Origin of the sequence: Grimontia marina, assembly GCF_900060185.1 — a bacterium.
In the GTDB taxonomy this organism is placed as follows: domain Bacteria; phylum Pseudomonadota; class Gammaproteobacteria; order Enterobacterales; family Vibrionaceae; genus Enterovibrio; species Enterovibrio marinus.
This window is the reverse complement of the sequence record NZ_FIZY01000029.1, coordinates 1-20,011: the sequence shown is the minus strand read 5'-3', so window position 1 is coordinate 20,011 and position 20,011 is coordinate 1. Positions and strand designations below refer to the sequence as shown.

Here is a 20,011-nt window from a genome sequence, read left to right as displayed (position 1 = left end):
CTTTGTTCTCCTTGATTAGCAAATATTATTTACTGAATAGTATGTCTCTCGGCAAAAGTGCAATATCCGGCAGGAAAATCAGCAATGCTGACATCACCAACAAAATGAGGAAGAAGGGCAAGGTGCCACGAATAACCTCAAGATACGGCCGCTGAAAAATTGCGATGGCGGTGAAGATGTCGCAACCGAAAGGAGGCGTCGCAGAGCCAATCGCCATTTGCAGGGTGATAAGCACACCTACGTGGACGGGGTCCAGCCCTGCGGCATCAACAATGGGCGCAAATATAGGTGTCAGGATCAGCAATACCACCAGAGAGTCGACAAACATACAGCCGACAAAAAAAGCCAGTGCGATAACAAACAGAATGTATTCATGAGAAGCGCTGCTGAGATCTAACGGAGCCAGCAAGTCCTGCGGAATTTGTTCGAACGAGATGTACCAGGAAAAAGCCTGTCCAATCCCAACCAAAACAAATACGACTGCGGTGATCAGGCCTGTGCTTAATGCCGCATCAAGTACATCCTTGGTACCTAAAATTCGGTAAAACACACACTCAACGACAATAGCGTAGAGTACGGCGAATGACGCCGCTTCTGTGGGTGTGACAATACCTGAATAGATCCCGCCAATGATCAGAGCAGGAAAGCCTAAAGGAAGGAGAGATTTTCTAATCGCTTCCATTTTTTCTTCACGGTTGGTTTCTTCAACCAAACTGATGCTGTCTGCATGTTTGCGGCTATAAAAGTAGCTGTAAGTGGCAAAGAAGATAGTGAGGACAATGCCAGGCCCAATGCCCGCAATGAAGAGTTCACCGACACTGGCATTGGCAAGCGTGCCATAGAGAATCAAACCGATACTGGGCGGGATCAGAAAAGCAATGTCGCTGGCGTTGATGATAAGTGCCATGACAAAGCTGTCTTTATAACCAGCTTGCAGCAATTTAGGCCGCATGATTTGTCCCACGGATACCACGGTCGCCTGTGTTGAGCCAGAGACAGAACCAAATAATGTACAACTGATGCAGGTGGTAATCGGCAGGCCGCCTTTTAAGTGGCCAACAAACGCTTGAATAAGACCGAGCAGATTATTAGCAGTGTGGCCGCGGGTCATGATGTCCGCAGCGAAGATGAACATCGGCACGGCGATAAGTGCGTTGGGGGAAATCCCTGTCACCATTTGCTGGATGAGCACTTCAGGATCGACGAGCGAAAAATGAAGCAGGCCTATTAAGGCTCCGACTGCCAGTGGCACGACCATCGGGAAACTTAGGAAAAGCAGCACAATCATCACGGAAACGAGCGTGAATGTGATGACATAAATATCGAGTTCACCCGCGACGATGTCAGATAAGAATTGGATGATGTCATTCATTAGAGTGCTCCCATACTGTCTTTTTCTTCTTCCTCAGTGACATCCAAAGAAACGTAGATTTCCGGGTGAAGGAGGTTCATGGCAAAACTCATGGCGTACTGAAGACCTGCCATCGCGAATCCAATCGGAATAATGGCGTAGATGTAATACACCGGAAATTGCAGTGCAGGGCTGAGCCTGTTAATGCTTTTAAGTTCAGCAACATAAAACATAGACAGGTACGCGAGGTAGAACAGCAGAAGGGCAGTAAAAAGAGCGATGATAGTCGTTAGAACCTTTCTGGCTTTGTAGCCAAGCGCGTCATAAAGCGCGGTCATTCTGATGTTACGTCCTTTCCGAACAGCATAGGCAAAGCCGATGAATGTCACGCCGACAATCAGGAATTGATTAAGCTCTTCGGAAAAGAAAATACTTTTATTAAACGCGTACCGTCCAATAGCGTTGGCGGTGGAATTTACCATCATGGCAATGATGCCGCTGATAATTAGAACCCGCTCCAATTGCTCAGTAAACGCACTGATTTTCTTCAGCAGATGTTTCATAAAACGTCCCACATCTTGTCTGCTTGCCTCGAAGAAAGGCAAATGTGCCTTCAAAGAGCGCATCACAGTGCTCCCTGAAGGCAACCGATTACTGTTGTGAAGCCGCGACTTTGACTTCCTGAATCAGACTTTCGAGAATGGCTTTAGCCTCTTTCCTGGCCGCAGCTTGTTCTTCGGCGGGATAGGCATTTGCGACAACATCGAAGTAAGTTTCGTGCAAGTTTTTGCTCAGCTGCTTAAATCTCTCTCGCTCTTCCTCATTGAGCTTCACGACCTGCATATTCGGACGTTCGGCCATAATTTTGTCGAGGTTTTCTTGGTTGATTCGCAGCTGATAGTCATAAGCGGCTTTGTCGGCTTCTTTGATCGCTTTTCTCACCATGGCTTGCTTTTCAGGCGCGAGTTCGCTGAACCATTTGCTGTTGGTGGAAACCGTACTGACGTAAGGCTGTTGGCCAGGGAACATCAGGTAATCCTGTACTTCATGCCATTTAGCGTTGTAGATGAAATAGATAGGGTTAACCATGCCATCAATGGTTTTCAGTTGCAGAGAACCATAGACTTCACCCCAAGACAGTGGTGTTGGGGTTGCCCCAAACGTTTTATAGGTTTCAACAGGGATGGTTGACGTAAAGGTGCGGATCTTTTGGTCAGCGAAATCTTCGGGGGTGCGAATGGCTTTGTTAGCCCCCCAAACCATTTCGCCTTCTGACATCATTGAAAGCAGCTTGAGGTTTACGTTCTCAAACTTAGCAGCAAGGTTTTCATAAATGGTCGGGCTTCCTGTCAGTACTTTATGGGTCACAACTTCATCCGTACCTAATACGTAGGGAAGGCTGACTGCTTGCACTTCTGGGACATAAGAGCCAAGGTGTCCTGACCCGACAGACACGAATTGAATGGTGCCCTTGGCTGCCAGCTCAACGATGTCATTCTCAGTACCGAGTTGACCGTAATAGTAAATACGGACGCGTATATCTCCGTCAGACTCTTTCTTGATCACCTCCGCGAACTTTTGCGCGTAGATGTCTTGCACGTCGGTTTTGTCCTCTTCAGACGCAAACTTCCACGTTTCTGCCTGAGCACTGAAAATCATGCCAAGACTCAATAACATAATGCCAAATTGCTTCATCCTTACATTCCTCGTATGTCGAAATTCAGACAGCACTGTCCCTCGCAAGAGGGTGATTCCACTTGCGGTTATTGTGCTTTTGGATCTGTGCCCTATGAAGAGCGGGAGTCGCTTATGAGAGGTCAGCCATTGGGCCTACCAAGTCGGTCTTTGACCAGTTGGATCCAATAACGGGCACCCAAAGGCAGGATGCTGTCATTGAAGTCGTATTTAGGGTTGTGGAGGGCGCAGCCTCCTACCGATTCTGTGCCATTTCCCAACAGCACATAGCAACCGGGTTTGACTCTCAGCATGCTGGAGAAATCTTCTGAGATTGTCAGTGGCTCGCAACGCGCATTGACCTTGCCTTTACCAAGTACTTTTTCCGCAGCCTCCACCGCATAGGCCGTTTGCAGTGGTGAATTGACGGTAGGATAAAAGGTATTGGTGAATTGAAAGGTGTATTTTGCGCCTGCTGATTCACAAATGCCGGCAACGATTTGTTTCATTCGCTGCTCGATGTGTTCCAGCGTTTTCTCGGTGAAACAGCGACAATCGCCTTTGATAGTGACCTTTCCGGGGAGCACATTGACGGTGCCATCAGTAATAAATTCTGTTGCTGAAATCACAGCCGTTTCACTGATCGCGCTGAGATTGCGGGATACGATGGTCTGTAACGCAAGAATGACCTGCGCGCCGGTGACAAGCGGATCAACACCTTGATGGGGAAGGGCGGCATGACCACCAACGCCTTCAATGTTGATTTCGAATCCGCTTTCGCTGGCCATGAGTGAGCCGGGACGAACCATGAGCTCGCCTTCTGCCAAGCCGGGAAAATTGTGAATGCCATACACTTCGTCAATGGCAAAACGCTCAAACAATCCGTCATCAATCATCGCCTGAGCGCCACACCCATGCTCTTCGTCTGGCTGAAAAATGAAATACACCGTGCCATCAAAGTAAGAGTTGGCTGCCAGATAGCTCGCCGCGCCTAGCAGCATCGCCGAGTGACCGTCATGCCCACAAGCATGCATTTGTCCCTCGTGCTGAGAGGCATGATCAAACTCGTTTTGCTCATGAATGAACAAAGCGTCCATGTCTGCACGTAAGCCGATGCTGGCATCGCTGGTGCCATTTCGGAGTATGCCAACCAAGCCAGTTTGTCCGATGTTACAGACCACCTCAATGCCAAAGCTCTTTAGCTTATCCGCGATGAAATCAGCAGTAAGGTTGACGTCGAAACCACACTCAGGAAATCGGTGTAGGTGGTGTCGCCATGCAACCATATCGCTGATAAGTTGTTGGGGCAGGTTGGACATAGTTTTGAAGCTCTCCTTAGCTCTGGGTTGAATGTCTCTTTTTGACTGTCTCTTTTGATTGGCGCCGTGTTAGATCCCAGATGGCGCTAATTTGAATCGCTTATTGAGTATGGCGTTTCCAGAAGCACGCCATATCCATTTATTGGCGTTTTGTCATTCAAAAGCGTCATCGTATGCCAAACTAGGGCAAGGTTGCTGGTGACCACAGGCTTTTCGATGACTGCTTCAATACGCGATACTACCTCAGCGGCGCGCAGTGCCGTACAAGATATAAACAGCGCATCGGCCTCCGGGTCACAAATCGTTATGGCGGCTTGAGCAATATCTTCCGGAGAGATAAACGTCATTGCGGTATCGTCTTCAAAGTCAAAGCCGGCAATGTTAATAACCTCCAAGCCTTGGGTTTCAAAAAATGAAGCCAGTTCCCTGTTCACCGCCTCTGTGTAGGGTGTCAGGATAGAGATATTTTTAGCGCCCAAACTATTGAAGGCAGCCAGAGATGCACTGACAGGATTTGTCACCAAGGCATCGGGGCGCGCTAAATGGATTAATTCTCTAATCTGATTATCGCCAATGGCAATCGTGCCTGAGGTGCATGCATAGATAATCACATCGAGATCTGTGCCTGGCAGAATACAATCCGCAGCACGCGTAATATCTGGCGCCATGGTTTTTAGGTTTTCGATAGTCAGTGGATTGATGTTTTTTACCCGACTGGTAAAAGCACGAATATCTTCAGGAAGAAGTTTCGCAAGCTCGTACTCAATATTGAAATCCGTCGCCAGTGCGATAACCCCAACACGCCCACCGGGTGCCAGATGGCTCAAACTGTATTGTGGCGAGAGGGCTACGGCTTTCATTACTACCTCATTTGTATTGATGACATTTCGTTAACAACACCATCTTCTCGCGACGACATTGAAGAAAAACCAAAATAACGAAGCTTTTAACGAGGGAAATCCGCAATTTTTGTGGTCTATAGTGAGATTTAAGTTAATGAGGAAAATGCGCCTTCAAAGCGGATAATCAGGCTTCGGGTTGCTAGCTTTTCTTGATAGCGAGTGAAATCAACATAGACAGGGAGTAAAAGAGCATGGGACGCTCATCAACGTTTTCTATCGACAGTTTTGACCGGAAAATTCTCAATATTATGCAGGACTCCAATCGGGCGACATCTGATCAAATTGCCGACATGGTGGGTCTGTCTCCTGCGGCAGTTCAGAGAAGATTAAAAAAGTTACGGGAACAGAAAATCATCAAAGCTGATGTATCTGTTATTGATCCTAAAGCCATAGGGAAAGCGATGACGTTTGTTGTGCAAGTCACTCTTGAAAGAGAAAGGGTGGATCTGATGCATAACTTCAAGAAGGAAATGAAGGCTAACAAGTCAGTACAGCAGTGCTATTACGTGACTGGCAGCTCGGATTTTATTCTGATTGTGACCGCGGCTGATATGGAGGAGTACGACGTCTTCACACGAGAGGCCTTTTTCGACAATGTGAACATCAAAAGCTTCCATACCAATGTAGTGATGGACAGGGTAAAAACAGGGCTGACCGTTCCTATTGACGAGTCGTAAGAAGGGATACTGCTTTGTAAAAAGGAGGGCAGTCAATCATCTGGGCTGCCCTCAATGTGGTAACGAAACGTTAGCCGACAAGTTGTTTATACAGCTCTGGGTCAGTCGCACCTTCCGTGCCAAAAACCAACACACGACTGTTCTCGTCAAGGGAAAGAGCCTCCGAGAAGAAGGGAAGAGATCGCGCGATAATCGCGGCAGCCAGACCGGGAACAGCGGACTCACCGGCTTCAATGGTTGGGTCGCCTTCAAAACCTTTGGCCAGCATTTTCATTGTGGCTGGGATAGCGTCCTCTGACAGTGTCATAAAATCATCGGCACCATTGCTGAGAATCTTCCAGGCGAGTTCTGACACTTCACCACATGCTAAGCCAGCCATCAGGGTTTCCAGTTCACCTTCAACCACAACTGGCTTTCCGGCTTGGGCACTGAGCTGAAGACAGTTTGCCTGCTCGGGTTCAACGATGATGAATCTTGGTCGTTTATCTCCCCAATAGTCCCAGAAGTAACCGCAAACTGCGGAAGCTAAGCCTCCGACACCACCTTGGACAAAAACATGGGTAGGTATTTCACCATCCATCTGAGAGATGATTTCTGACAACATAACGGTATAGCCTAGTGCGACATCTTTGGGGATCTCCATGTAGCCTTCATATGAGGTGTCGGAGACAATCACACGACCATGCTTTTTCGCTTCAGCGTCGGCAATTTTGATGGAGTCGTCGTAATTTCCGGTGATTCTTACGACGTCAGCTCCGAATGATTCCATGGCTTCCTTACGCCCTTCAGACACGTCGCGGTGAATATAAATCACGCAGCCGCAGCCAAACATCTGGGCGCCCCACGCAACCGAGCGACCGTGATTACCATCAGTAGCGCATGTCACCACAATTTCACTGGCTTGTGATTTCCACTCGCCGGATAGTAACTCGCCTATGGATGGTGTTTGGCCATGTCGTTGCGACAAAATAGCCTGAAGTTGGCGGGCGACGGCAAATGCGCCGCCCAGAGCTTTAAAGCTTTTCAGCGAAAAGCGTTTCGATTCATCTTTGTACCAAATTTTACCCAGGCCACTTACACGGGCTAAATCAGAAAGGCTCAAAAGCGGAGTTTCTTCATAACCCGGCCATAGGGTAATGTCAGTGATCGCACTTTCTGCTGCACTAACACTCAGAACTTCTTTTTGCTGGTCAGAGTAACAAGTTGAAGGATCAGATTTTGGGTTAGCAAAATGACTAAGATTTCCTGAGATAAGCGGCATTGAAGTTCATCCTTGTGCTGTTTGGTATGCAAAGCTTAACAACGTCTCATGGCGGAAATTCTTCGTCTTGAGTGGCAGGGTTGGGGAATTCCCCCCTTTTTGCTATCGGCTTGCGGAAATCCCTCATTACATGGTCAACAGCCCCAAGTGTCGAAACTAAAAGAGCTTTTCAATATCTGACTTACTCAGTGCCTTGTGATAGAAATATCCTTGGGCAATGTCGATATTGCACGCCAAGACCAATGAAATCTCCGTGTCATTCTCGACACCCTCTGCAATCACAGTGTAGTGCATCTCCTCCAGTGCCTGGCTGATGTGTCGGTAAAGTACTTGCCCAGATTCGCTGGAAGTGTTTTCCAGAAACTGCCGATCCAATTTAACGAAATCGGCACTGAGGCTAGCCAGCATTGAGAGGCTAGAGTAGCCAGAACCAAAATCGTCGATGGCCACACTGAAACCTTCTTTTCTTAGTCTGTTTATTGCCTTTTGTGCTTCTCTTTGGTTCTTTATGTAGCTGGACTCAGTGACTTCAACCACGACAGGTAAACCTTTTAAATGTGTAATGAATAAAGTGATGTAGTCACTGTCCAAAAGCGCATCCACTGTTATATTCATACTGACCTTATGCGTTAATATCCCTCGTTCCTTCCAGTCTTTTAAGTCGAAACTGAGTTGATCCAGCACCCAGCGGTCTATGGGTAGACTTAATCCAGCGTCATTAAAGTCGTTCAAAAATGATGGTCCGTAAAAATGGTCACCCGTTTTCAGCCGAAGCAAGGCTTCCATACCTATTAAATGACCTGTTTTTAGGTTGTATTGCGGTTGATAGAACAAAACCAATTCACCCTCAATCAGCCGTTTCATGTGGGTATTAACTTTATCGAGCTTTTTATCAAATTTGAGTTGGGCTTCATTAAGCAACACGTCAGATGATGAGAGTACATTGGAATTTAGGCGTAATTTACGCATTAGTGTATCTCTCATTCCCTCATTACTCCTATCTTCAAAATACCTAATAAAGGGGCGATAGATGGCGACACCGAGAGAGATAAGGGCAATTTGCAAAAATACTGCAATGACATCGCCTCCCGTAATAAGCCAGGAGTTCATCAGTATCGGTGTTACCCACGAAATTGGCTCGTTTATAATCTCTACCGGTATTAAAGAAAGAAAAGCAAAAGCTAGTATATGGTTCAGTAGCGGAACGATCACGAATGGAATAGCGAGCGCCGGATTATATATTACAGGTAAGCCAAAAAGCAGGATTTCATTAATGTTCATTACCGCAAATGGAATGGAAATCTTTGCGACAGCTCTTCCGTGTGAATTTCTTGAAAATAACAGTAACGCAAAGATGAGAGACCAAGTACTACCAGCACCACCATAAACGACGAAAAGGTCGAAAAAGTTGGTGAAAGGGATGTTAGAAACATAAATATCTGAGACAAACTGTGTATCGAAAAAGGTATAAAAAGCGGCCGCACCATGAATTCCCGTAATCCAAAAAAGATGGATAAACAAAGTGTATGAGAAAGCCTGTAACTGTAGCGGAAGGCTGGCAACCCACTCCACAAATGGAGAAAAAGTGATCAGGTGCAGTTTTGGAACCAAGAGTACCGCGACGATATAGATGATGATGTAAGGCAGTGTCGCATCGACATTACGTGTCAGAGATCGGTTTAAAACGCCCTTCGGATCGATGGTGATTCTTAGATATTTGTTGAGTAGGACATACATAAAGCAGACAAATATCGGTATGGCGATAGCCTGTGGCAAAACAAATTTATCACTGAGTTCTAATCCCTGTTCACCAAGTCGAACAAAGCCTGAAAATTTGAAGAAAAGTAGCACGGTCAGAATAGTCGCGTGGACCCGTTCATAAGAAAAACCAAGTGCTAGGTGTGAGGCCAAAGACATTGCTAGGAGTGGCGGGAAACTTAAGTCGAACATTCTAGACAGAGTGTCCGCAGTTTCCATGTCCAATATACCAACCTGTTGGTTGAATATATAGAAAACAATCCATAGAGACCGGAGAAACATAAAGGGTAGAAGTGCCAATACCGCTTCACGAAAGCTCATTGCGAATATCTGGAACTGCGACATTCTTTGCATGTTGAGCACTGCATAAACTCCTGAAAAATGACACCCAATAAAACCAAAGCATTGCTTGGCTATATTGGATTAGATGAATAAATATGCCTTATCTTACCGCGTGTCATCGTGGTATTTATGTGCATTTTTAGAGACGAAGAGATTGTTTTTCAGCAGACAACACTGACGTAAAACGAATAAAACCCCAAAAAGGAGCTTTATTCGTTCTCTTACCCGGCAGTGGGCAGGCAGGGGGAAGTGGGTGGCAAAGGGACAATTTAAAGAGCGTTAGACACTTTAAATCTTCCAACTGATCTTCTGAATTTTCCAACTAGATCATTAACTTGTCTTGCTGAGCCCTGAACATTTTCAGCAGATTCGTGATTATTAGCTGCCATATCGGCAATACCCTGAATACGTCGAGCGAGTTCTTGATTGGCGTTAGTCTGTTCGTGCAGTGAACGTGACACTTCTTCAATGATGTTGATAAGGTCCTTCGATTTCTGATGCATTTCACGGACAGATTGCTCGGCACTGTGGGTCTGAGACATATTGTCACTTACCACGGATACGCTGTCCTCGATATGGTTGACAGTCGCTTCAATTCCGGTACGAAGCTCCTGAATCGTTGAAGCAATTTGCTTGGTGGAGTCGGAAGTGCGAACTGCGAGGTTGCGCACCTCGTCAGCCACAACGGCAAAGCCTCGCCCTTGATCACCAGCGCGCGCTGCTTCAATCGCCGCATTCAAGGCAAGTAGGTTTGTTTGTTCTGCAACATCGTTAATCACGCTGATGATGCCTTCAATTTCTTTCGAGTGTTGGTCGAGTTCAGCGACGGCAGAACTTGAACGCTGCGACTTCTCAGACATCTGGTCCATGTTGCTAATGGTTAACTGCATGGTATTGGCACCTTGCTGCGCTTGCGCACCATTTTCATTAGATAGAGACTTCATCTTGTCAGCATCATGGGAAATGGTATTAATGCTGGCCGCAAACTCTTCCACCAAAGCCGCAATACTTCCGGTATCTTCAGACTGTTGGTTGGAGGCACCAACGATGTGATTGGAGAGGTTTTCCAACTTGGACACTTCGCTATTTAGTTGCGTTGCGCCTTGCGCTATTCCTGTCAGAGTTTCTTCAAAAGCACTCATCAGGCTATTGAACGCACGACCAAGCTCTGTGATTTCGTTTTTCCCTTTCAAGCGTGAGCGGACGGTCAAATCCATATTTTGCTCTGCGGTTTGAAGTAGACTCTTTAACTTATTTAAAGGTGTGGTGATGCTTCTGGCTATCGTGTAGGAAATCGCTAACAAGACAAGCGATACAGCAGCCACTATCAGCAGCATCTTACGTACATCCTGATAGAAAACGGCCTCGACATCATCGACGTAAAGTCCTGTGTTTAATACCCAACCCCAAGGTTGGAAAGGCAGGGAGTAGGCAATTTTTGGATATGGGGTCTCATCAGCCCCCGTTTTTTTCCAGTGATAAGCGACGAAACCGCCGCCGCTTTTCGCCTTATTCACCTGCTCCAAAATAATGTAAACGCCGTTCACGTCCTGTAGGCTGGCGAGATCTTTACCAATCAGACTACTGGTAATGGGGTGGTGCACCATAGTGGCGTTCATGTCGTAAATCATGAAGTAACCGTTGGTGCCGTATCGCATTGCATCCAAAGCAGTAATGGCACGCTTCTGGGCTTCCTGAACCGAAATATCCCCGGCTTGGGATTGTTGGTAGAGGCGGGTGACCAGACTCTCTGCGGTTTCAACCAGCAGCTGAATCTGGTTTTTCCTTTCCTCGAGCATGTTGTCTCGTTTAAAAATTAACGAGATAGTAGTGACTGAAATCAAAGACAGCAGAGCAATCACAATGATCAACGATAAACGTTGCCGGATGGACAGCGCGTTCATGTTTATCTCCCTAAGACCTAACTAATTAAAATGAAGGGCTTTGTTACAGATTCATATTAGCAACTGATTTTATATTTTATGGCCGATAAAAATACTCAATGTATTGCATTTATGTTATCAGAAAGGCAGGGTGTGCTGTCTGGCTAGGCAGACAAAGGGCTGTAGCCCTAACGATTGTAGATTCATAGTTGTAATGAATTTATTGTGACGAATTAACATTTTCCAGAAATGTGATCCAGTGCATTTAAATGTAAGAGAGTTGTTTGGTCGGTTACGAAGATGTGGGTGTTAATGTGGCTCGATTTGTGTCTGGGTGTTGTAGGTCGTGTGCTAAATAATCTTAAGTTTAGAAAAAGTGTGTGCTTATTACTTTTCGCTGTATGCGAAGCTGGGGGTTTCGTTTAGACTAGCGCCTCTTTGTACCAATCGGACTGACGATATAGTCCAGCTGGTATTCTCCATCCTTACCGAGGTGATCAATCAATGTCTTTACCAAATTGCCCGCAATGTAACTCTGAATACACCTACGAAGACGGCACTCTGTATGTATGCCCTGAGTGTGGTCACGAGTGGTCTCAGGATGCATCTGCTGATACAGAAGAGACGAAGGTAATTAAAGACTCTAACGGCAATGTTCTTCAGGACGGCGACACGGTGACTGTGATCAAAGACCTGAAAGTGAAAGGATCGTCACTGGTTGTTAAAGTGGGTACCAAAGTGAAAAACATCCGTCTGGTTGACAGCGACCACGATATCGATTGTAAAATCGATGGCATCGGCGCAATGAAGCTGAAGTCTGAGTTCGTGAAGAAGGTATAAGCCCTCGCTTCCCCGAAAAACCGCGCCCACGAGCGCGGTTTTTTTGTACCTAGGTATATGCTCGGTGAACGATTCTCTGTTCGGTTCGTACTGGTTTTAGGGAAAACAACAAAAAGGACACACATCGTGGCTGAGTACGACGACGGTAAAAAGGTGCCTAGCAATCGAATGAGCAGAGTCGGTATGTTTGGCTCTGTGATCACCAAAGTAGCGACCAACATGGCGGCAGAAGGTGCCAAGCAATTGATTGCAGGCAAGCGCCCCAAAGCGAAGGATCTGTTGCTGACCCCGAAGAACATTTCCAATATTACCGACCAACTTGCCCAGCTTCGGGGAGCGGCAATGAAAGTTGGTCAACTATTGAGTATGGATACTGGTGATGCCCTACCCAAAGAACTCACAGATATCCTCGCCCGACTGCGCTCTGACGCCGCGCCAATGCCCGCCAAGCAACTTGCTGAAGTCCTAGCCAGTGAATGGGGCAGTGACTGGCAGAAACATTTCCTTTCCTTCAAATTTAAGCCTATCGCCGCAGCGTCAATTGGTCAGGTGCACTTCGCTTATGACGACGATGGTTCGGAGCGGGCGGTGAAGGTGCAGTACCCTGGTGTGAAGAAAAGCATCAGCAGCGATGTCGACAATGTCGTCACACTGCTTCGCCTGACAGGGCTAGTGCCTAAAGAAGTCGATTACAAAAGCCTGCTTGAAGAAGCCAAAAAACAACTTTATGCCGAAGCGGATTATCAACTGGAAGCAGAACATGCCAAGGTGTTTGGTGAGCTGTTGAAAGGTGATAATCGATTCGTCGTGCCTTCAATCAATAATGCGCTGACCACGTCGTCGATCTTGACCATGAGCTATGAGCAGGGCGAACAGATTGAAAATCTCGGTGACTTGCCTGATGCGCAGAAAACCGAGCTGGTTTCCAATCTGTTTACCTTGTTGTTCCGCGAAGTGTTCGACTTCCAACGTGTTCAGACAGATCCCAACTTTGCCAATTATCTGTATCAGCGAGAAACCGGAAAAATTGTATTGTTGGATTTTGGCGCAACCCGTTTGTATTCAGACACGATAAGCCAAGGCTACCAGAAGTTGCTGACGTCAGCGATGCACAACGACAGGGAAGGGGGGGCGGACGCCATGTCCCAAATCGGCTTTTTCAGCGAACATATCTTCCCTGAACAAAAAGGCGCAGTGGTGAATCTGGTGATGACGGCCTGTGAGCCTCTGCGCCATAACGGGCCCTATGATTTCGGTCGCAGCGATCTTGCCAAGCGCATTCATGATGCCGGCATGGCACTCAGCACCGAGCAAGGGTATTGGCACACACCACCTGTAGATGCACTTTTCCTTCACCGGAAAATTGGTGGTTTGTACCTGCTTGCAGCGCGCTTAGGTGTGAGTATTGATTTGCCTGAACTGTTTGCTCCGTTTGCATGGGAAGCCGAGTTTGAGTCTGCAAAAGTGGTGGCTAACTAATCAACTTCTACTGAATTTCAGAAAATGCGTGTCATTGCTTTGAAATGAAAAGGCGTTAGGAGTATTGGTAACTATACAAAACCAATCGGGAATACTAAACATGCCTGCACGCCTTTATAAACATATTGAAACCATCTGGAATTTCCACCTTATGGGGCATGAAGTTACGCCCGCAGACTGCCTGTTTGTATTGTGCAGCAACGATGTACGAGTCGCTGAATATGCAGCTGAACTTTACCGCCGAGGTTTGGCGCCTTATGTATTGGTCTCTGGCGGAAAAGGCAGGTTCACTGAAGAAGTTTTCGAGAAATCGGAAGCGGAGACGTTCGCTGAAATCCTGCTCGATGAAGGGGTTCCTCACAGGGCAATACTTCTGGAGAAAGAAGCCACCAATACGGGTGAGAACGTGACGCTGTCACACTCCCTTCTAGAACAGAAAGGGCTGAGGTTTCATCGTTTTATTCTCGTGCAGAAACCTTTTATGGAACGGAGAGCTTACGCAACGTTCCTAAAGCAGTGGCCAGATGAAGTTCAAAGTGTTGTTTGCACTTCCCCTCCTATCCCGTTTTTGGAATATCCCAATATTGATCTGACGTTTGATCATGTTGTTGAAGCGACGGTAAGTGACTTCGAACGAATTAAAGATTATCCAGCACAAGGCTACCAGATTGAGCAGTCGATCCCGGATGAAGTGATGTCTGCTTATAACGAGATTAAGAAAGCGGGACTTTGGTGAGACACCAGCAGGATTTAGATGATTAAAGCGGTTTAAAGTCTAATAACCTGATCAACCTCTCTACACTTTGGCACCTCAAACCGTCATCCTAATCTGATGAAATATTGTTCTAATTGCATGAAGCGATTCAGAAAAGCAGGTTCAGGATGACGGCGCATACTTCCAATAACTTTGACCCCTCCCTCCCACATTGCCAATGGTGGTTGGCGATAACCTCGCCACAAATAAGTTATAACCGTGGCGATTATGACTACGATTTGCCCACATTAAAACGTGACCTGGATGACCCAGTAGAGTGGGGTAAGAATTTTATCGACTGGTGGGGAATTGATACCCGCCGCGAATGGCATGAAATGATACACCGCTTGGCAATGGCCGAGGTGCATGGTGATGTCTGGGCGGGTGAATTTGGGCGCCGTGCCTGCATGAGCGCCAATGAGTGGCAGCAACGAATCGATCGTGTGCAAAATCCTGTGGCAAAGGCTGAGATGAGTTATCTGGATGCGGCATATCGTCACGTTGGTGTGGCGGGATTCAAAGGCTGGGATTTTTGCAGGGGTTCTTTTCTGACACGTGCGGGCTTCTGTGCTGGCAAAGTCACGCAGGAAGAATTTGCTTTCTTGCTCAATTACTTCAGCCGACAAATTCAAGCGCACTTCTCCAGTTGGGAGCAATATACCCAGAGTTTCGTTTTTGGTCGTAATTACTGGGAGTATATGAACGACCAGGACGAAGACAGTGACAATATAAGTTACCTACTCAACAACGGTTTCTATGTTGGGTTCAGTAGCTTCTATCAATGTTTAGAAGAAGACACAGACTGCCCTATCCCAGCGCTGGATTGGAACGTGGAACTGCCTAACATTCGTCAACCAGAATCGCTGAGAGCTATTTTGAGCGATGAAGAGGGGGAGGCAAACGCATGAATATGTGGGAAGTGCTGAACCTTGAGCAGACCGCTGACGAGTCAATCATCAAAAAAGCCTATCGCGTTAAACTTCGCCAACACCATCCAGAAGAGGATCCGGAGGGATTCAAGCTGGTTCGTGAAGCCTATGAGAATATTCTTCAATGGCTTAAAAACGGCGCTGAAGAAAGTGCGCAACAGGAACAGGTACAAACTGCCGAAGCCAAAGAGCCTGCTGAGGTACATCCGCACACTGAAGCGTTTAACCAATTGCTTCAGGACCCTACAAAGCGCATGGTTCTGGCGAACTGGAAAGCCTGGACAGAAACCAGCCAGATGCTCCAAATCGATGAGCAGCAAAAAATTTCCGACGACGCGATCACTGTGGTGCTGGCAAACCGGTGGCTCCCACCTTCCATCATTGATGTGCTTTGGAATGGATTAAGCTGGAATTTGTTACTCAACGGGGAGCAACAACAGGTTGAACTGGGTGAATTTCTGGATGAATGGCGCGAGCTACCGCTCTCAGTCAGCTTAGATGAATTAGTTGAGTTTAGCGCGCCGGAGCAACGCGCTATTCTTAGCTTCCTGCGTCCTCTTCACATCGCGCTGGCCCGAGGGCAATTAGATGCTCTGGAGTACCATCTCCAGCAATCACTGACCTTTGTACTACCTGATCTTCTCAATGTGAAAATCAGTGTACTTAAATCGCTGGTGGCGCTAAAAATTAAATCCTCAGTAGTTTCAGATGCTTTGGTTACTGAACTTATTCAACTGCCCGCTGAAAACTTAACGGTTGCTCAGTGGGAAACTGTGGCTGGAACCGCCAACCTCACTGGTAACGAAAAAGCGATAGATTCGGTCACTGAGAAGTTACTCTCTCTTGATGCATGCGCAGAAGCTGCGGAACTGCAATATTCCGCAGCATTGAAGCATGACAAGCTGTTGGCGATGAGCCTCGCTTGTCTGCGCCAACGGTGGAATCCGCTGCCGCCTGTCTATTGGCGAAATGAGCGTCAACTCTTCCCAGCGCCGGAAAGTAGTTCTGAAGAGCTGATGTTCAACTGGCTATACGGTCAATTAGTTAGTCATAACAATGGCGCAATAAGCCATCGTCTGGATTTTGTCGGTGCAGAAGGACGAACAGCGCTGATTGTGAAAGCGATTTGGGCTGCACATTCTGGCAGTTGGGCTTGGATGTCCTCATTGAGGCAAGAGCTTATCGAAACCCTCAGCTTGGCCGAAACGCAAAGCGAACGCGTCGCGATGACCTTGGTGTTGAAATGCTTGCAGGAAGAGATGCAAAAACAAGGTGGCTCAGAAACACTTCAACAAAAACTCGCCCACTACGAAACCGACGCTTTCTTTTCTCAGGAAGCGTTGACGATGGAAGAACTGAGCTCACTGTCAAAAGAAGATTGGCTTGAATGTGTTCGCCGTCATCCACTGTTGCCAGACAGCTGGTATCGACAGTTGGAACAAGCTGAAGTGCTGGTGATTGATGAAATCCGAGAGGGTTCCATTTATCCGTTTTACATAGACTCTCTTTGCTTCTATCGAAGCGCTAACCCAAGTTATGCATTGAGCAGTGTCTGGCAGAACAGCCCTTTCGAAAGTGTATTTGATTGGACGTTATTCTTTGTTTCACACCTCGGCACAGGAGGTTTGCCAAAGCAGTCAATTGTTGATGCTCTGCCAACATTACCGGAGGCTCAGCAAGAAGGGCCGATTTCCCTGATCCTACTGTTTGCAGCTAGGCCAGATGAGTACTTGCCAGAAAGTGTTGAGTCATTTTCGAAATACCCTGACCAGTTTATTTATCGGCTTGTAGTCGACAGGCAGGTATCGCTTCTGGTTGAAAAAGAAAAGCCAGAAGTACTGATGGAAAAGGCCAAAGCGCGGGATTTTTGCGCCACTATGGCACTTTCCCGTCTGCTAGAAAAAGAACATTTTGATGAGGCGGTCGTTTTCTGGAATTTAGTGGCGGCGAATGTGGATTCAAACCCTCAGTTCCATTTGGTTGTGGACTGGCAACAGCAATCACTGATGCGCTTAAAAGAAGAAAAAGGGCTCGTAAAAGAAACCTATCACTATATGAAGCCAGAGTTTCTTCACGCCATGATTACCAACAACCGAGAATGGTTTGCACCACCGGAAGAGTTTGAAGAGCATTCACCGGAAGATGAGGCGAAAGACTTTCACTATCCCATGTGCATTCTTCTTACCCAACTTCATTTGGGCTTGGAAGGGGATGGATATAACATGGCTTCGCTCAAAGCTTTGGCAGACAGGCGCCAAAAACAAACCGAACTTCAACAGGACACCACGGACGTGGCCGTTAAGTATCTTGACGAAATGTATCACCAGAAGCTGGAGAAAGACATCTCAGAGAAAGGAGAAAAGGCAGCAACCTTCAGCAAAACCAAACTCAAGTTCCTTTCTTTTGTCTTCTTCGCTGCTTGGGTGTTTGTTTTTCCAATGACTGTGATGAGGGGTTTGGAAGTCTCTGAGGAAACGTTAGGTGTTATGATTATCTTTCTTTTTATCACCCACAGTCTTCTTGCTTGGCAGGTTTCACGCCCCATCATCACCAAGGGCAACCGAAAGAAATACCTTTTTTACAGCATTTTTACCCTACTGGCAGCGATGATATTCCGTTCAGTCTTCCTGGCTTTCATCAATGTTATCACTCACTACCTGACGGCTAATGGACTCAACGATCTATATTCCCGCGGAGGTTGGGACAGAAAAGTGGTGGCGAGAAGGGAGATTAATATGAGAAAGGTGTTAGGGTTTAGGGATTAGGTAAATGGGTAATTGTAATAGTGGTAATGTAATTGCATTTGACGAACAATCAGGAGTTAATTGCAATCTGGCGTTTATAAGGCTCCATTTGATTTCTTTATCTTAATATTCCTATTATAAAACAATTTTAATAATATCCTATATATTTTCATGATGTGAAGCTTGGGCTTTCAACCAGATCACTATCCTTAATTCTGTATCATAAAATAGAATAAAAGACCGCTGTCAAATAAGTCGTATATCAATGATTACAAAGTTATTCATTGGTGGTTAACATTGGGGCATCAATATCAACCGCTGATGAATTATGAGATTAGTTTCATTGCTACTGTTTTTGATGTTCTTTGTGGGAAAGTTAAGTGCTTCGACTTACTCATTTGAATATGATGATCTGGGTAGGCTAATTACCATAAAGGAAAATAGCGATCCTGTTTCTAACTATATATACGATGGAGCAGGCAATATTATTCTCGCTGGTGCTTCAGACAATGAAATTCTCTACGAGCGGATAGATATACTTAGTCCAGCGATGAATGAGGAAATAGCATCGGATTCAGTTAGATTGAAATGGTCACGACCTAATGGAGTGAAGTTTTTTGATATCTACATTAGTGATGAGGAAAATTTCGTTAAATATAGCTCAGGTATAACTAGTAATGAGATCTTAGTTTCCTCGGAATATCTAACCCTTAGAAATAAAAACGCAGTGAAGTGGAGGGTGGTTGGATATAGTGATCTTGATAACAGTATTGAGTCTGATATCTACGAGTTTTCATTCAGTGATAAAGATAATGACGGGCTATATGACTTTCAAGAAATTGGAGGGTGTAACAGTGTTGATAATTACGACTCAGACAACGATGGGCTCTCCGATGGTCTTGAAATAGAGAATGGGTTTAATCCTTGCCTCTTCGATACTGATGGGGATGGAATTTCTGATGGTTATGAATTTACCAATTCAAGCGATGTTTTATTGGCTGACTCTTGGGAAGACTCCAATTCGAATGGTAAAAGTAACTGGTTTGAATACGCGAAATCTAATACGAATGATTTAGACATTGTAAATGGCGACCGTGTTCTGGAATTAAGGGACATGGATGCTTATGCATTAACAGGTTTCCATGCAGATAGCGAGTCTTCCATGACGCTAATGTATTGGGTGATGCACCATGAATATGATGGAGAATACCAGCTTACTGGCTCTAGAGATGGGGGCGATCATAGATTTTACGTTGGCCGAGATGGAAGTAAATTAATAGCGGGTGTTGGTAGGAACATCGAGTTCTCCTCTCAAGATAAGTTCGATCCATTGGTCATCTGGAACCATGTGAGTGTTACCTATGACAAGGATTCTAAGACACTTTCTGGTTACCTGAATGGAATAAATGTTTTCAACAAATCAAATGTTCGTTTCAAAGGAAAATCCTCCCGCTCTATGTTTATCGGCGCAATGAACAATTCATTTGGCGGTGCTTTTTTCATCAACGGGCAGGTAGACGATGTTCAGGTGTGGGGCCGTGCACTGAGCGACAGTGAGGTGCAGGGTTACATGCTGACGCCACCGGTGGCGGGTGAAGCAGATTTATTGGCGTACTACGACTTCAGCCGCGCGAAGGGCCGCTGGGTGGAGAACGTGGCGAGTGGCGAGTTTGATGCGTTGTTGTCGGCGGACGGTCTGCTGAGCCCGGCTGAGGCACTGGCGGACACAGACGGAGACGGTATCCCGGACCGGCATGAACTGGCGATGTGTACCGACAGTACGTTAGCAGATACGGACGGTGACGGGCTGAGCGACGGCGATGAGCTGGGCGTGAGCGGTACACAGGCCCCGAGTAATGCGTGCCGTGCTGACAGCGACGGTGATGGCATTCCTGATGGGGTTGAAGCGGCATTGGGCAGTGACCTGATGGTGGCCGATACGGGGCAGGATGCAGACAGTGACGGGGTCAGTAACTGGTCGGAATACGTGGCGTTGACCGCGTCAGAGGAAGAGCCACTGATGAGTGGTGACCATACCCTGGATCTGCGTAGTCTGGAGGCGTATGCCACCACAGGCTATCACGCGTCGGGGAATACC

General features: G+C 46.6%; 15 protein-coding genes. 7 read left to right on the top strand and 8 right to left on the bottom strand.

All coding sequences use genetic code 11. From position 1 onward, the window contains the following. Nucleotides 1-25: 25 nt before the first annotated feature. The 5 genes from GMA8713_RS15190 to GMA8713_RS15170 all read right to left on the bottom strand — a co-directional run bounded on the left by GMA8713_RS15190 (nt 26) and on the right by GMA8713_RS15170 (nt 5,204). Nucleotides 26-1,372, bottom strand: coding sequence for a TRAP transporter large permease (locus tag GMA8713_RS15190; protein WP_062711629.1), 1,347 nt, complete (start codon nt 1,370-1,372; stop codon nt 26-28). Continuing rightward, nucleotides 1,372-1,914: a TRAP transporter small permease gene (locus GMA8713_RS15185; RefSeq protein ID WP_062711730.1), complete on the bottom strand. Its 543-nt coding sequence runs from the start codon at nt 1,912-1,914 to the stop codon at nt 1,372-1,374. The genes GMA8713_RS15190 and GMA8713_RS15185 overlap by 1 nt, the downstream gene beginning before the upstream one ends. 88 nt (nt 1,915-2,002) lie before the next feature. Continuing rightward, nucleotides 2,003-3,046 carry a TRAP transporter substrate-binding protein gene (locus GMA8713_RS15180; protein ID WP_062711626.1) on the bottom strand — a complete coding sequence of 348 codons (1,044 nt, stop codon included), beginning with the start codon at nt 3,044-3,046 and terminating at the stop codon, nt 2,003-2,005. Nucleotides 3,047-3,168: 122 nt separating this feature from the next. Beyond that, a complete protein-coding gene (locus tag GMA8713_RS15175) occupies nt 3,169-4,344 on the bottom strand; it encodes a M20 aminoacylase family protein (RefSeq protein ID WP_062711622.1) in 1,176 nt (391 codons plus the stop codon). Nucleotides 4,345-4,430: 86 nt separating this feature from the next. Next, nucleotides 4,431-5,204, bottom strand: a complete 774-nt coding sequence (locus GMA8713_RS15170; RefSeq protein ID WP_062711619.1) for a maleate cis-trans isomerase family protein — start codon at nt 5,202-5,204, stop codon at nt 4,431-4,433. A gap of 233 nt (nt 5,205-5,437) precedes the next feature. On the opposite strand from GMA8713_RS15170, the gene GMA8713_RS15165 reads away from it, so the two are divergent. Further along, a complete protein-coding gene (locus GMA8713_RS15165; protein WP_062711616.1) occupies nt 5,438-5,923 on the top strand; it encodes an Lrp/AsnC family transcriptional regulator in 486 nt (161 codons plus the stop codon). Between the two features lie 70 nt (nt 5,924-5,993). Here GMA8713_RS15165 and GMA8713_RS15160 read toward each other — a convergent pair whose 3' ends face one another. The 3 genes from GMA8713_RS15160 to GMA8713_RS15150 all read right to left on the bottom strand — a co-directional run bounded on the left by GMA8713_RS15160 (nt 5,994) and on the right by GMA8713_RS15150 (nt 11,188). Next, nucleotides 5,994-7,184 (bottom strand): diaminopropionate ammonia-lyase, encoded by a 1,191-nt coding sequence (locus GMA8713_RS15160; RefSeq protein WP_062711613.1) that lies wholly within the window; start codon nt 7,182-7,184, stop codon nt 5,994-5,996. A gap of 156 nt (nt 7,185-7,340) precedes the next feature. Continuing rightward, nucleotides 7,341-9,296 (bottom strand): EAL domain-containing protein, encoded by a 1,956-nt coding sequence (locus GMA8713_RS15155; protein ID WP_232314457.1) that lies wholly within the window; start codon nt 9,294-9,296, stop codon nt 7,341-7,343. A gap of 257 nt (nt 9,297-9,553) precedes the next feature. Continuing rightward, complete coding sequence (locus GMA8713_RS15150; protein WP_062711610.1) at nt 9,554-11,188, bottom strand: methyl-accepting chemotaxis protein; 1,635 nt, start codon at nt 11,186-11,188, stop codon at nt 9,554-9,556. Nucleotides 11,189-11,671: 483 nt separating this feature from the next. Here GMA8713_RS15150 and GMA8713_RS15145 point away from each other — a divergent pair, with 483 nt between their 5' ends. The 6 genes from GMA8713_RS15145 to GMA8713_RS15120 form a co-directional block, all read left to right on the top strand. Then, the gene (locus GMA8713_RS15145; protein WP_062711605.1) at nt 11,672-12,007 is read left to right on the top strand and encodes a zinc ribbon domain-containing protein YjdM; all 336 of its coding nucleotides are present in this window, start codon (nt 11,672-11,674) and stop codon (nt 12,005-12,007) included. 126 nt (nt 12,008-12,133) lie between these two features. Beyond that, on the top strand, nt 12,134-13,486 hold the full coding sequence (locus GMA8713_RS15140; protein WP_062711603.1) for an ABC1 kinase family protein: 1,353 nt from the start codon (nt 12,134-12,136) through the stop codon (nt 13,484-13,486). A gap of 100 nt (nt 13,487-13,586) precedes the next feature. Next, nucleotides 13,587-14,222 (top strand): YdcF family protein, encoded by a 636-nt coding sequence (locus GMA8713_RS15135; protein ID WP_062711600.1) that lies wholly within the window; start codon nt 13,587-13,589, stop codon nt 14,220-14,222. A 146-nt stretch (nt 14,223-14,368) separates the two neighbouring features. Continuing rightward, nucleotides 14,369-15,148: a DUF1266 domain-containing protein gene (locus GMA8713_RS15130; protein ID WP_062711597.1), complete on the top strand. Its 780-nt coding sequence runs from the start codon at nt 14,369-14,371 to the stop codon at nt 15,146-15,148. Beyond that, nucleotides 15,145-17,934 (top strand): DnaJ domain-containing protein, encoded by a 2,790-nt coding sequence (locus GMA8713_RS15125; protein WP_062711594.1) that lies wholly within the window; start codon nt 15,145-15,147, stop codon nt 17,932-17,934. Before GMA8713_RS15130 ends, GMA8713_RS15125 begins: the two co-directional genes overlap by 4 nt. A 718-nt stretch (nt 17,935-18,652) precedes the next feature. After that, nucleotides 18,653-20,011 (top strand): LamG-like jellyroll fold domain-containing protein (locus tag GMA8713_RS15120; RefSeq protein ID WP_198159519.1); only part of this gene is annotated, 1,359 nt, incomplete at its 3' end.